At 63.6% G+C, this 14,258-nt stretch carries 11 protein-coding genes; 7 read left to right on the forward strand and 4 right to left on the reverse strand.

The window, feature by feature from the left end; all coding sequences use genetic code 11:
• Window positions 1-6: 6 nt before the first annotated feature.
• Window positions 7-843, reverse strand: a complete 837-nt coding sequence (locus tag ACVIGA_RS21555; protein WP_097676194.1) for a pyruvate, water dikinase regulatory protein — start codon at window positions 841-843, stop codon at window positions 7-9.
• A 449-nt stretch (window positions 844-1,292) separates the two neighbouring features.
• Here ACVIGA_RS21555 and hemJ point away from each other — a divergent pair, with 449 nt between their 5' ends.
• From hemJ to ACVIGA_RS21590, 7 genes are all read left to right on the forward strand, one after another.
• Window positions 1,293-1,715, forward strand: coding sequence for a protoporphyrinogen oxidase HemJ (gene hemJ, locus ACVIGA_RS21560; protein ID WP_456670856.1), 423 nt, complete (start codon window positions 1,293-1,295; stop codon window positions 1,713-1,715).
• A 251-nt stretch (window positions 1,716-1,966) separates the two neighbouring features.
• Window positions 1,967-3,232, forward strand: a complete 1,266-nt coding sequence (gene rho, locus ACVIGA_RS21565; RefSeq protein ID WP_028341998.1) for a transcription termination factor Rho — start codon at window positions 1,967-1,969, stop codon at window positions 3,230-3,232.
• Between the two features lie 303 nt (window positions 3,233-3,535).
• Entirely contained in the window at window positions 3,536-4,861 is a 1,326-nt protein-coding gene (gene mnmE, locus ACVIGA_RS21570) for a tRNA uridine-5-carboxymethylaminomethyl(34) synthesis GTPase MnmE (protein ID WP_456667891.1), read from the forward strand.
• A 234-nt stretch (window positions 4,862-5,095) separates the two neighbouring features.
• The gene (mnmG, locus tag ACVIGA_RS21575; RefSeq protein ID WP_456667892.1) at window positions 5,096-6,979 is read left to right on the forward strand and encodes a tRNA uridine-5-carboxymethylaminomethyl(34) synthesis enzyme MnmG; all 1,884 of its coding nucleotides are present in this window, start codon (window positions 5,096-5,098) and stop codon (window positions 6,977-6,979) included.
• Window positions 6,980-7,100: 121 nt separating this feature from the next.
• Window positions 7,101-7,766 (forward strand): 16S rRNA (guanine(527)-N(7))-methyltransferase RsmG, encoded by a 666-nt coding sequence (gene rsmG, locus ACVIGA_RS21580; RefSeq protein ID WP_456667893.1) that lies wholly within the window; start codon window positions 7,101-7,103, stop codon window positions 7,764-7,766.
• A gap of 31 nt (window positions 7,767-7,797) precedes the next feature.
• Window positions 7,798-8,649, forward strand: a complete 852-nt coding sequence (locus tag ACVIGA_RS21585; RefSeq protein WP_223971292.1) for a ParA family protein — start codon at window positions 7,798-7,800, stop codon at window positions 8,647-8,649.
• A 141-nt stretch (window positions 8,650-8,790) separates the two neighbouring features.
• Window positions 8,791-9,678 carry a ParB/RepB/Spo0J family partition protein gene (locus ACVIGA_RS21590; RefSeq protein WP_456667894.1) on the forward strand — a complete coding sequence of 296 codons (888 nt, stop codon included), beginning with the start codon at window positions 8,791-8,793 and terminating at the stop codon, window positions 9,676-9,678.
• 116 nt (window positions 9,679-9,794) lie between these two features.
• Here the strand turns inward: ACVIGA_RS21590 and holA are convergent, their stop codons facing one another.
• From holA to leuS, 3 genes are read right to left on the reverse strand one after another with little or no spacing between them, the layout of a single operon-like run.
• The gene (gene holA / locus ACVIGA_RS21595) at window positions 9,795-10,826 is read right to left on the reverse strand and encodes a DNA polymerase III subunit delta (protein ID WP_456667895.1); all 1,032 of its coding nucleotides are present in this window, start codon (window positions 10,824-10,826) and stop codon (window positions 9,795-9,797) included.
• Between the two features lie 8 nt (window positions 10,827-10,834).
• Window positions 10,835-11,392: an LPS assembly lipoprotein LptE gene (gene lptE, locus ACVIGA_RS21600; RefSeq protein WP_456667896.1), complete on the reverse strand. Its 558-nt coding sequence runs from the start codon at window positions 11,390-11,392 to the stop codon at window positions 10,835-10,837.
• The gene (gene leuS, locus ACVIGA_RS21605; protein WP_456667897.1) at window positions 11,379-14,003 is read right to left on the reverse strand and encodes a leucine--tRNA ligase; all 2,625 of its coding nucleotides are present in this window, start codon (window positions 14,001-14,003) and stop codon (window positions 11,379-11,381) included. The genes lptE and leuS overlap by 14 nt, the downstream gene beginning before the upstream one ends.
• Window positions 14,004-14,258 lie beyond the last annotated feature (255 nt).

A 14,258-nucleotide genomic window follows, 5' to 3' on the forward strand; every position in this document is an offset into this window, starting at 1 on the left:
TGGCCGTTACTCCGACGGCCGCGCGCGCTGGCGGTCGTTATAGAGCTTCATGATCGCAGCCGCCGTCTCTTCAATCGAGCGACGCGTCACGTCGAGCAATGCCCAGTTGAATTTCGCGCTCAGGCGCCGCGCAAATGCGACTTCATCGGCCACTGCCTGCTTGTCGATGTAGGTGTCGTTGTCGCGGTCGCCCATCGTGAGCAGCCGGTTCTGCCGGACCTGGATCAGGCGCTCCGGCGTCGCATGCAGGCTGACTACCAACGGCTTCTTCAGGGTCTCGAGCTGGTGCGGCAGCGGGATGCCCGGCACCAGCGGCACGTTTGCAGTTCTTATGCCGCGATTGGCGAGATAGATCGAGGTCGGGGTCTTCGATGTGCGGGACACGCCGACCAGGACGACGTCGGCGTCCTCGAGGCCTTCGACATGCTGGCCGTCGTCGTGGATCATCGTGTAGTTCAGCGCGTCGATCCGGCTGAAATATTCCGCGTTCAGCACATGCTGCGCACCGACGCGCCCGGTCGTTGCGGCACCCAGATACGCCTCGAACAACTGCATCACCGGCCCGATGATCGACAGGCTCGGCACGTTGATTTCCTTGCACTTGCCCTCGAGCCGGCCAACCAGGTCCTTTTCCAGCAGCGTGAATAGGACGATCCCTGGCGATTCCTCGATCTCGTCGAGCACGCGATCGAGCTGTTTCTGGCTGCGTACCAGCGGGTAGACATGCTCGACCGCAGTCACGTTGGCGTATTGCGCGGCGACCGCGCGCGCCACGGTGATCAGCGTCTCGCCGGTCGAATCAGACACCAGATGAAGGTGGAAATAATTGGAGGTCGTCGGCACCGGAGCCCCTGTCTAACCTGTGAATCCCTGTGGAGGTCGAGGAGAAGAATCCGGGTCCGCCGCCAGGTCTCTGTATATCTCGTCCCTTTGTTCACAGCACCGCCGAAAAGGATAAGTCGACGCCATCGGACGAATGATAGTGAACCGGTGTGGATTTGTCTCTTGATAAGCTGCCCGCATACGTCCGCAACCGATTGAGTTAAGCGATAGATTCCGAATATTCGCGCTCGCCGGCGGAAATGTTGAGGGATGTGAACAAGCCTGCAAGAACGGCTGGATCGTTTTGCATGAGTCAAATTCACTGTCACTTAGACTCAAACCTTAGATTCTAAACTTAATTAAGTTTAGGAGAGCCGTGTGAGCGGATATGTATCGGTCCCTCGCAAGCAGAGCTTGGCGCGCAACGCTGAGAGCGCCCGAGCTGCTCCCTGAAAGGCATCACCGCGATGTTGTACGACTGGATCAAGGCCCTGCACATCGTTGCCGTGATCTCCTGGATGGCGGGCATGCTCTATCTGCCGCGGCTGTTCGTCTATCATTGCGAGGCCGAGATCGGCTCGAAGCAGTCCGAGACCTTCAAGGTCATGGAGCGGCGGCTTTTGAAGGCGATCATCAACCCCGCGATGATCGTGACCTGGCTTGCCGGGCTTTATCTGGTCTGGGCCGGACACTGGTACCTATCGGGCTGGTTTCACGTCAAATTTACGCTGGTGCTCATCATGTCGGGTATCCACGGCTTTTTGTCCCGCTGCGTGAAGGATTTCGCCGCCGACCGGAATCAGCGTACCCAGAAATTCTATCGCGTTATCAATGAGGTGCCGACGCTCCTGATGATCCTGATCGTGCTCATGGTGGTCGTGAAGCCGTTCTAGACATCGCGATGCTTAAGACCCATGCTTCAGTCCTTCTTGCGAAGAACGAATCGATTTTCTATATAGGTCCTATCCCACCCCACGCAGGCGGATGTGGTCGCGTTTCGGTTCTTTTCGGGCCGGCGCCGCATCAGGTTTGAAAGCCCAAACGGCACTTTCCTGGCTGAGACCTGCGGACCTTCCTTTGGCGTCCGCTTTTTCCAAGCCACCTCGCACCCCTTCCCTACTTACTTCCTCACAGGACGACCCCGATGCGGGAAATCAAACTCCAGGACCTCAAATCGAAAACGCCGGCCGAGCTCGTCTCGTTCGCGGAAGAGAACGGGGTCGAGAATGCCAGCACCATGCGCAAGCAGGAGCTGATGTTCGCAATTCTCAAGAACCTCGCCGCCGCCGAGACCGACATTGTCGGCGAGGGCGTCGTGGAGGTGCTGTCCGACGGATTCGGATTCCTTCGTTCGCCCGATGCGAACTACCTGCCCGGTCCCGACGACATCTACGTCTCGCCTTCGCAAATCCGCCGCTTCGGCCTGCGCACCGGCGATACCATCGAAGGACACATCCGCAGCCCGAAGGAAGGCGAACGCTACTTCGCGCTGCTGAAGGTCAACACGCTCAATTTCGAGGATCCCGAAAAGGCCAAGCACAAGGTCAATTTCGACAACCTCACGCCGCTGTTTCCCAATCAGCGTTTCCGCATGGAGCTTGAGGATTCCACCAAGAAGGATCTCTCGGCCCGCGTGATCGACATCGTCGCGCCGATCGGCAAGGGCCAGCGCGCGCTGATCGTGGCGCCGCCGCGCACCGGCAAGACGGTGCTGATGCAGAACATCGCGCACTCCATCACCGCCAATCATCCCGACTGCTATCTGATCGTGCTTCTGATCGACGAACGTCCGGAAGAAGTCACCGACATGCAGCGTTCGGTGAAGGGCGAGGTGGTGTCGTCGACCTTCGACGAACCCGCCGTGCGTCACGTCCAGGTCGCCGAGATGGTGATCGAGAAGGCCAAGCGTCTCGTCGAGCACGGCCGCGATGTCGTGATCCTGCTCGATTCGATCACCCGCCTCGGCCGCGCGTACAACACCGTGGTGCCGTCATCCGGCAAGGTGCTAACCGGCGGTGTCGACGCCAACGCCCTGCAGCGCCCGAAGCGCTTCTTCGGTGCCGCGCGCAACATCGAGGAGGGCGGTTCGCTGACCATCATCGCGACCGCGCTGGTCGATACCGGCAGCCGCATGGACGAAGTCATCTTCGAAGAGTTCAAGGGCACCGGTAACTCCGAACTGATCCTCGACCGCAAGGTCTCGGACAAGCGGACCTTCCCGGCGATCGATATCGCCCGCTCAGGCACCCGTAAGGAGGAGCTCATCACCGATCCGCAGGTGCTGAAGAAGATGTACGTCCTGCGCCGGATCCTCAATCCGATGGGCACCATGGACGCGATCGACTTCCTGCTCGACAAGCTCCGGAACACGAAGAGCAATTCGGAATTCTTCGATTCCATGAACACCTGAGGCCATGGGCCGAAAGGAACAGGGCGCTCCGCACAAACGGGGCGCCTTTTTTCATGCTGCGGAGTTGCTGCAGCATAGCGCAGCATGATTTGGGCTGGTTCGGCTCACCGAAAATTCACATAACTATCTGATACAATTTATCTTTGTACCTTAGAGGTTGCGGTCTGGTCGGCGGGAGTGCAGCAAAATTGCTGCTCGGTTGCCGCAACCAGATTTGGTTATGCTGCGTTGCAGCATATTGCGGCATGGCGTGCGAAATGGAAGCGGCATTGCCTTTGCCGATTTGCTGGGAAGAAATAGGCGATGCATCCGCGCGACCAGACCATCTTCGCATTATCCTCCGGGCGGCCGCCCAGTGCGATCGCCATTGTCAGGCTGTCTGGCCCAATGGCCGAGTCGGTCATTGCTGGACTGGCGGGCAAGACTCCGGATCCACGAATGGCGACCCGGGCGCTACTCCACGATTCGGAGCACCAGGCGATCGATGACGCAGTCGTGCTCTGGTTCCCGGGCCCGGCCAGTGCGACCGGCGAGGACGTCGCCGAATTTCATGTCCATGGCGGGCGCGCGGTGTTGGCGGTGATGTTCGATGCCATCGCCGCGTTCGAGAATGTGCGGCCAGCCGAGCCGGGCGAGTTCACGCGGCGGGCATTCGAGAACGGCAAGCTCGACCTGACCGAGGCCGAGGGCCTCGACGACCTGATCCACGCCGATACCGACCGCCAACGGCGCCAGGCGCTGCGACAGTTGAAGGGATTGCTCGGCGATCGCGCGCGCGACTGGCGCGAGCGGATCATCGCGGCGTCGGCGCTGATCGAGGCCGGCATCGATTTCTCCGATGAAGGCGATGTGCCGGCGGAGCTGATCGCGCCGGCACTCGAGAAGATCCGGGCGCTGCATGACGAGGTCAAGCAAGTCCTAGCGGGGCAGGGGCAAAGTGAGCGGCTACGCGACGGCCTGGTGGTCGCCATCGCAGGTCCGCCGAATGTCGGCAAATCGACCCTGATCAATCAGCTTGCCAAGCGCGAGGTCGCGATCGTCTCGCCGCATGCTGGCACCACGCGCGACGTGATTGAGGTGCAGCTCGACCTCGACGGCTATCCCGTCACGGTCATCGACACCGCCGGGATCCGCGAGACCGACGACCCGGTGGAGCAGGAGGGTGTTCGCCGCGCCCAGGCCCGCGCTGCGGAAGCCGACCTCGTATTGTGGCTGGCCGACAGCCGCGGCGCGAAGGTCGGGCATGGCGGAACGACGCCAACTTGGCTGGTGCGGAACAAGATCGATCTGGTGAGGACTCCGCCGGGTGAAGGAGGCAGCTACCCTGAGTTCCGGATCTCAGCGGCCCGCGGCGACGGCCTCTCTGAGCTGATCGACGCATTGGTCGGTTTCGCTCACGACTATTTCGCCACCAGCGAGGGCGGTCTGATCAGCCGGACGCGGCAGCGGGGGTTGCTTGAGGAGACTGTCGGGTCTCTTCGGCGCAGCATCGACGTGGTCGGGCAGGGCGAGGAACTTGCCGCCGAGGAACTTCGCAGGGCGGCCACCTCACTCGGCCGTTTACTCGGTCGGGTCGATGTCGAAGACATCCTGGACGTCATCTTCCGCGAGTTCTGCGTCGGGAAGTAGCGAGCCCCCATCTGTTTCACGTGAAACATGGTTTCGATCTGGTTAAGGAAGCCGCCTCCCGTTTCACGTGAAACAGTTGCTGCCGCCCGACCGGGCTGTTTCACGTGAAACAACTCCGCTCAGGCATTGCGAGCGAGGCGACGCAATCCATATCTCGGCCGCAGAAGCGGTTCTCAAACCAGCGACCTAACTTCGTTCTTCCGGCTTTCATTACTCCGCGATAGAAGTCCCGCCATGACTATCAGGGCAGACTCATTCGACGTCATTGTCATCGGCGGCGGCCATGCCGGCTGTGAGGCCGCGAGTGCGGCTGCCCGGATGGGCGCGAAGACGGCCTTGGTGACCCATCGTTTCGCGACCATCGGCGCGATGTCCTGCAATCCCGCGATCGGCGGGCTCGGCAAGGGCCATCTGGTTCGCGAAGTCGACGCGCTGGACGGCCTGATGGGCCGGGTTGCCGATGCCGGCGGCATCCAGTTCCGTATGCTCAATCGCCGGAAGGGTCCGGCGGTCCGTGGACCCCGGGCTCAGGCCGATCGCAAGCTCTATGCGGCCGCGATGCAGGCGGCGATCACTGAGACTGCGAACCTCAGCGTTATCGAGGGCGAAGCGGATGAGCTGATCGTCATTGATGGGCGCGTGACCGGCATTCGCCTGGGGGATGGCCGTCAGCTTTCATCGGGTGCGGTCGTCATCACGACCGGCACCTTCCTGCGCGGTCTAATTCATCTCGGCGAGAAGAACTGGCCGGCAGGCCGTGTCGGCGAGGCGCCGGCCATGGGTTTGTCTGCCTCGTTCGAACGGGCGGGTTTTGTGCTCGGCCGGCTCAAGACCGGGACGCCACCACGCCTCGACGGCACCACGATCGACTGGTCCGCGGTCGAAATGCAGCCCGGAGACGAGCCTCCGGAGCCGTTTTCGGTCATGACCGACCGGATCACGACCCCGCAGATCCAGTGCGGGATCACCCGGACCACACCGGCGACCCATGAGGTGATCCGAGCCAACGTGCATCGCTCGCCGATGTATTCCGGCCAGATCAAGAGCTCCGGACCGCGCTACTGCCCCTCGATCGAGGACAAGATCGTCCGTTTTGGCGATCGCGACGGCCATCAGATCTTCCTGGAGCCGGAAGGGCTCGACGACAGCACGGTCTATCCCAACGGCATCTCGACTTCGCTGCCCGAAGAGGTCCAGCTCGCGATCCTCGCCAGCATCCCCGGCCTCGAGCAGGTGAAAATGGTCCGTCCGGGCTACGCAATCGAATACGACCACGTCGATCCCCGGGAGCTCGATCCGACCTTGCAGACCAAGCGTCTGCGCGGGCTTTTCCTGGCCGGCCAGATCAATGGCACCACGGGATACGAAGAGGCGGCGGGGCAGGGCATCGTTGCCGGGCTCAATGCCGCGCTGGCTGCCGGTGGGACCGATCCGATCGTGTTCGATCGCGCAGACGGCTATCTCGGCGTGATGATCGACGATCTCGTGACCCGCGGGATCACCGAGCCCTATCGGATGTTCACTTCGCGGGCCGAATACCGGCTGACGCTACGGGCCGACAATGCCGACCAGCGGCTGACCGATAAGAGCATCGCGCTCGGATGCGTCGGAACGGCGCGCGCGGAACGCCATCGGACCAAGATGGCGGCCCTGGATGCGGCCAAGACCTTGGCGAAGTCGCTTGCGATCACACCGAACGAAGCTGCCAAGCATGGGCTGGCGCTCAATCGCGACGGCCATCGCCGATCCGCGTTCGAGCTGCTGGCCTATCCGGAGATCGAGTGGCCTGCGGTGCAGGCGATCTGGCCGGAGCTGTCGGCCATTGACCCTGCGATCGCGGTCCATCTCGAGATCGATGCCAAATACGACGTCTATCTGAAGCGCCAGACCGCCGACATCGACGCCTTCCGGCGCGACGAGGGCCTGGTCCTGACCGATGTCGACTATGCCGATGTGCCGGGTCTCTCGAACGAAGCCCGTGCCAAGCTGCAGAAGGCGCAACCGCGGACGGTCGGGCAGGCGGGCCGGATTGATGGCATGACCCCGGCAGCGCTGGGTATTTTGGCTGCCTATCTGCGTCGCGAAGCACGACGGAAATCGGCCAAGGCGACCGCCTGACGTTTCACGTGAAACACAGGGATCGAGCGCCTATCTTCCGTGAAGGCGAATCGACCGATCCACCGCTCGTCGGCCTCGCCACCGGCTTTCACTACGTCAAACAAACGGCCCTGCTCCCGAAATGGCTCCAGCCTCGCAATCCGCCGAAGTCAGCGTCTCCGCCAAGGACAAGGCCGCGGCGCTCGCGCTCACGCCTGTTTCACGTGAAACAGAGGCGCGGCTCGACCGCTACATCGCCCTCCTGCTGGAGTGGCAGGCCAAAACTAATCTCGTCGCGCCATCCACGCTTCCGAATCTCTGGACCCGGCACGTCTCCGATTCGCTGCAGCTTCTGGGCCTCGCACCCTCAGCAAAATCGTGGGTCGATCTCGGCAGCGGCGGCGGCTTTCCCGGTGTCGTGCTGGCCTGTGCGTTGGCCGAGACACAAGGCGCGCGGATCCATCTGGTTGAGCGAATCGCCAAGAAGGCCGCATTCTTGCGCGAGGCGATACGGGTCACGGCGTCACCAGGGACGGTGCATCTGGCTGATATCGGGGATACTGTGGATAGAATCGCAGGTCCCATCGATTGCGTCACCGCGCGGGCGCTGGCTCCGTTACATCAACTCATCGGCTTTGCGGAGCCGTGGATCAAAAAGGGCGCGAAGGCGCTGTTTTTGAAGGGTCAAGATGTAGAGGCCGAATTGACCGAGGCCACTAAATATTGGATTGTTGAGCCAAAGCTACACTCCAGCCGGACCGGCGGACAGGGCTGGATCGTCGAACTCGGGTCAATCGAGCGGCGCTAGGGGACTCCGCGAAAGTAAATGGTATTTTGGTATGACCGTGATGGACGAGGTTTATCAAGGGGATAAGGCACTCCAGGCGCCGGGCCACCCGCGCATCCTGTCGCTCGCCAACCAGAAGGGCGGCGTCGGCAAGACCACCACAGCGATCAATCTTGGTACCGCACTCGCTGCGATCGGCGAGCGTGTCCTGATCGTCGATCTCGATCCGCAGGGCAACGCCTCGACCGGTCTCGGCATCGATCGCCGCAGCCGCAACTGCTCGACCTATGACGTGCTGATCGGCGAGGCACCGCTGCGCGATGCCGTGGTCGCGACCGCGGTGCCGCGGCTGCACATCGCGGCCTCCACCATGGATCTCTCCGGCCTCGAGCTCGAACTCGGCACCACGCCGGGTCGCGCCTTCCGGCTGCGCGATGCGATCGCAGGATTGAACAACAACGTCTCGCCGGAAGCCGATTACACCTACGTGCTGATCGACTGCCCGCCCTCGCTCAATTTGCTCACCGTCAATGCGATGGCGGCGTCGGACGCGATCCTGGTACCGCTGCAATGCGAGTTCTTCGCGCTCGAAGGTCTGTCGCAATTGCTGCAAACCGTGGAGCAGGTGCGCTCGACGCTCAACCCGACGCTGTCGATCCACGGCATCGTGCTGACCATGTTCGACTCGCGCAACAACCTCTCCAACCAGGTGGTTGCCGACGTGCGTCAGTTCATGGGCGACAAGGTCTACGACACCATGATCCCGCGCAACGTGCGCATCTCGGAAGCGCCGTCCTACGGCAAGCCGGTCTTGGTCTACGACCTCAAATGCGCCGGCAGCGATGCGTATCTCAAGCTCGCCACCGAAGTGATCCAGCGCGAGCGCGAGCTGCGCACGCACTGATGTTGTCGATGATGGGCGCAGTGAAGCGAACCCCATCCTGGCACGCAACGAGAGCGACGGGCTTCGCTGCGCGCGGCCCGCTCGACGATTCTGAAATTCTAGTCTGGAGTACTGCGTGTGAATCCAAGGGAGCTCGCAACAATGGCCGATGAAGCGCGTTCGCGACTGGGGCGCGGGCTGGCAAGCCTGATTGGAGATGTCGGCGGCGAGGCGGCCGCGCATGTCGAGCGGCCGCGCACGCAGCGCAAGGTGCCGATCGAATTCCTCAAGGCCAACCCGCGCAATCCGCGGCGCAGCTTCGCCGATGCCGAGCTCGGCGAGCTCGCCGATTCGATCAAGGCGCGCGGCGTGATCCAGCCGATCGTGGTGCGCGCCATCAAGGGCGTGCAGGACCGCTTTGAGATCATCGCCGGCGAGCGCCGCTGGCGCGCCTCGCAACTCGCAGGCCTGCACGAAGTGCCGATTGTGCCGGTCGAGGTCTCTGATTCCGACGCGCTCGAAATCATGATCATCGAGAACGTCCAGCGCGAAGACCTCAACGCGATGGAAGAAGCGCTGGGCTATCACGCGCTCGCCGACGAGTTCAAACGCGGCCAGGAAGACATCGCCAAGATCGTCGGCAAGAGCCGCAGCCATGTCGCCAACATGATGCGGCTGACCAAGCTTCCCGCCGAGGTGCAGGCGCTGATCTCGAAGGGCGATCTCTCCGCCGGCCACGCCCGCGCGCTGATCGGCGTGCCGGATCCGCTCACTGCCGCGAAGCGCATCGTCGCCGAAGGCCTCAACGTCCGCCAGGCCGAGGCGCTCGCGCATGAGGAGGGCGTGCCGGAGCGCAAGCCGCAGAAGGCGCGGAGCAGCGCCGCGAAGGTCGACAAGGACGCCGACACGCTGGCGCTGGAGAAGCGCGTCAGCGATGCGCTCGGCCTTGCCGTCACCGTCAGCCATCGCGATCCCGGCGGCACCGTCCAGATCAGCTACCGCAACCTCGAGCAGCTCGACGAGGTGGTGCGGCGGCTGGAAGGCGGTTAGCTCCGCGGGTCTGCCTCCACCGTCATTGCGAGGAGCGACAGCGACGAAGCAATCCATCCATCCGCGCGTGCGGAGCGATGGATTGCTTCGCTCGCAATGACGTCTCTTCTCGTGCCTCACCCCCGCCGCTTCGCATTCGCCGCGATCGACAGCAGCGCGCGCTGGGCGATGACGGCGGCGAGCGAGGCCTGCTTGCGCATGTCGAGCGCCGCGGTCGCGAGCTGATCGATCACGGCCACCAGCCGCGGCGGCGTGAAATTGCGCAGCGCGATCTCGACCGCCGGCTTGCGCGAGAAGTGCAGCCGCGGAAATCCGCCCTCGAGCACGGCTGACGCCGGCGCGCCATCCGCGATCGTGAGCGCCGATTTATGCAGCCAGGCCGCCTGGCGCTGCGCGGCCGAGATGATCACGCCGGGATAGGTGCCGGCGACCATCGCCTTGGTGAACTCGCTTTCCACCAGCGCGGCGTTGCCGGCGAAGGCGCCGTCGACGATCGGATCGAGCTTCAGTTCGGAAGCGTCGGAGACCACGGTCATCACGTCGTCGAGCGTGATCTCGCCCTTGCCATGCGCGAACAACGCGAGCTTGCGCAGCTCGTTGCGCGAGGCCATGCGGTCGCCGCCGAGCAGCGACATCAGCACCGCGCGCGCGTCCTGTGCGAGCCGCAGGTTCGAGACGCGCAGCTCGTCCTCGATCAGCTTGGTCAAATCGCGTTCGGTGTCGGGATAGCAACCGATCGCGACGGCACTCTTGGCGCGCTCGCAGATCTTGCGCAGCGGCGATTCCGGCCTGAGCTCGCCGGCCTCGATCACGATGCGGCAATCCTTGAGTCCGGCGGTCTCGGTCAGCGTCTCGACGCCACTTGAGAAATTACGCGAGCCGGCGCGGACGCGGATGGCGCGGCGGCCGCCGAACAGCGGCACGGTCATGGCCTCATCGACCAGCCGCGACGGCTCGGCGGCGAGCTCGTCGCCATTGAGGCGCACCAGCGAGAACGGATCGTTGGGATCGTCGACCGCGGAGGCCATCAGCGCGTCGGCGCGCTCGCGCACCAGCCCTAAGTCCGGGCCGTAAAGCAGGATGATCGGACGACCCGCGTCAGGCCGAGCGAGGAAGCTGTCGATCTCTTTTCCGCGAAGCGCGACCAATGCGGCGATCAGGTCCCGGCTGAGAAGAAGGAGGCGAGGCGGGTCTGGATGTTGTCGGCGATTTCCTGCGCGGCGCGGTCCTCGGCGTCGCGGAGGGCGCGGGTCCGGGCGAAGCGCTGGTAGGAGCCCGGCATGTCATAGGACACGCGCGAGAACGTGGTGCCGGTCATGACCGACTTGTTCGACGCGATCTCGATCAGGTTGAACTGGGCATCGATGCCGTAGTTCTCGCTGGTCGGCAGCGCGGTGGTCGGGTCGATCATCAGCGAGGAGCGGCTGGTATAGAAGCGCAGCACCAGCCGGTGCGTCGGCGGTGCGCCGGTGGCGGTGCCGTAGAGCTTGAAGGCGAGGGCGTTGCGGACCTCGACGCCGACCCGGGCCTCGCGGGACGCGTTCGCCTTGTCGACCGGTGGAACCTCGACGCCCATCAGCTTTTCGCGCAAGACGGACGACTGACCGTCAAGGGTGCGCTCGGCATACATCGGCTGGAAGCAACCGGCCGTCAGCGCGGCCAAGGCTGCCACGGCCACGAGCCGGGCGGCGATCCTGATCCTAGCCGACAACATTGACGATCCTCATGGGCACCACAATCACCTTGCGGACGGGTTTGCCGCCCAGTGCGGCTTTTACCGCATCGAGCGCCAAAACGGCAGCCTCTATATCCGCATTTTGCGCCGCCCGTGGCACAGTAACATCACCTCGTTTTTTACCGTTGACCTGGACGACGAGGGTCACGCTGTCTTCGACCAGCAAATCGCGTTCGATTTGCGGCCAATCGGCCTCGGATACCAGCCCGGTCTGGCCCAGAACCACCCAGCACTCCTCGGCCAGATGCGGCATCATCGGCGAGAACAGCTGCACCAGGATGGTCGCGGCTTCTTTCACGGCCCAGGCCACATCCGGGGCAGGCTTGTCACCCTTGGCCAGCACCTCGGACAGCGCATTGGCGAATTCGCGGATATGCGCGAGGCAGACATTGAAATGCAGCCGCTCGATCCCGGACGACACCTTGTCGAGCGCGCCATGGGCCGCCTTGCGCAACGCCAGCGCCTCGGGCCCAAACGCGCCCGGCCGGTCCGCCGGCGCCGCCTTGGCGATCTCGGCCGATTCGTTCACCAGCCGCCACAGCCGCTGCACGAAGCGCGAGGCGCCTTGCACGCGCTCGTCGCTCCAGATCACGTCGCGATCCGGCGGCGAGTCCGACAGCATGAACCAGCGCGCGACGTCGGCGCCGTAGCTTGCGATGATGTCGTCGGGGTCGACGGTGTTCTTCTTCGACTTCGACATCTTCTCGATCGGGCCGATCTCGATGTCCTCGCCGGTCGCCAGCAGCACAGCGCGGCGGCCGTTGCCGCCCACCTCGATCTTGACCTCGGCCGGCGTGACCCAGCTGCCGTCGGACTTCTGGTAGGTCTCGTGCACCACCATGCCCTGGGTGAACATGCCGGCGAACGGCTCACTCATGTCGATATGGCCGGTGGCCTTCATCGCGCGGGTGAAGAAGCGGCTGTAGAGCAGATGCAGGATCGCGTGCTCGACGCCGCCGATATACTGGTCGACCGGCATCATCCGGTTGGCGACCGCGGGCGTGGTCGGCGCGGTCGCGTTCCAGGGATCGGTGAAGCGCGCGAAGTACCACGACGAGTCCACGAAGGTGTCCATCGTGTCGGTCTCGCGCACCGCCTTGCCGCCGCACTTCGGGCAGTTGACGTGCTTCCAGGTCGGGTGATGGTCGAGCGCGTTGCCCGGCCTGTCGAAGCTGACATCCTCCGGCAGCGTCACCGGTAACTGGTCGTCGGGCACCGGTACCACGTCGCAGGTCGGACAATGGATGACCGGGATCGGGCAACCCCAATAGCGCTGGCGCGAAATACCCCAGTCGCGCAGCCGGAAATTCACCTGCCGCTCGCCGACCGGTGCGTTTCCGCGCAGCTCGCTCTCCAGACGCTTGGCAACCTCTTCCTTTGCCGCCTCGATGGTCATGCCGTCGAGGAAGCGCGAATTGATCATGCGGCCGTCACCGTCATAGGCGGTGTCGGTGATGAAAAACGTCTTCGGGTCCTGGCCTTCGGGGCAGACCACCGGCACGTTGCCGAGGCCGTATTTGTTGACGAAGTCGAGGTCGCGCTGGTCGTGCGCCGGGCAGCCGAAGATCGCGCCGGTGCCGTATTCCATCAGCACGAAGTTCGCGACATAGACCGGCAGCTTCCAGCTCGGATCGAACGGATGCACCGCCTTGATGCCGGTGTCGAAACCCTGCTTCTCCGCGGTGTCGATGATCGACTGCGCGGTGCCGATCTTCTTGATGTCTGCGATGAACTCCGCGAGCTTCGGGTTCTTCGCGGCAGCGGCCTGCGCCAGCGGATGATCCGCCGAGATCGCCATGAATTTTGCGCCGAACAGCGTGTCCGGCCGCGTGGTGAAGATCTTCAGCTCGTTCTCGCCGGCCGGCGTGGTCGCCGGATCCAGCGCGAAGCGGATCAAGAGGCCCTCGGAACGGCCGATCCAGTTGCGCTGCATCAGCCGCACCTTGTCGGGCCAGCGGTCCAGACCGTCCAGCGCCTCCAGCAGCTCCTGCGCGTACTTCGTGATCTTGAAGACCCACTGGCTCATCTCACGCTGCTCGACGACGGCGCCCGAGCGCCAGCCGCGGCCGTCGATCACCTGCTCGTTGGCGAGCACGGTCATGTCGACCGGATCCCAGTTCAGCTTGCGCTTCTCGCGCTCGGCGAGGCCGGCGCGCAGCATGTCCAGGAACATCTTCTGCTGATGCTTGTAGTAGCTGGGGTCGCAGGTCGCGAATTCGCGCGCCCAGTCGAGCGACAGCCCGATCGACTTGAGCTGCTTCTTCATTGCGGCGATGTTGTCGTAGGTCCAGGCCTTCGGCGCCACCTTGCGCTCGATCGCGGCGTTTTCGGCGGGCAGGCCGAACGCATCCCAGCCCATCGGGTGCAGCACGTTGAAGCCCTTGGCGCGCATGAAGCGAGCCAGCACGTCGCCGAGCGTGTAGTTGCGGACATGGCCGATATGGATGCGTCCCGACGGGTACGGGAACATCTCGAGCACGTAGTATTTCGGCCGCGGATCGTCGTTCTTGGAGGCGAAGATCGCCTTTTCGTCCCAGGTGGCTTGCCAGCGGGGCTCGGATTCACGGGCGTTGTAGCGTTCGGCGGTCATGAAATCGCAGGGATTCTGGGTGGCTTTGGGTGATTTTCGGGTCCCGTTCGGGGACGGCGGACTAGGCCACAAAATCGCCCATGGGGTCAACGGCTTGGGGGCTGCCAAATGGTCATGGCCCGCCGTCGGTACAGCGGGGAAGGGTGAAGGTCGCCACACGGCAGCCCGCTAGGAACCGATCCGGTGTCGTCACCCGGCTTGACCGGGTGACCCAGTATTCCAGAGACGTTTATGCTTGAACCGAGAGGCCGCGGC

The organism is Bradyrhizobium sp. USDA 3240 (genome assembly GCF_054063295.1).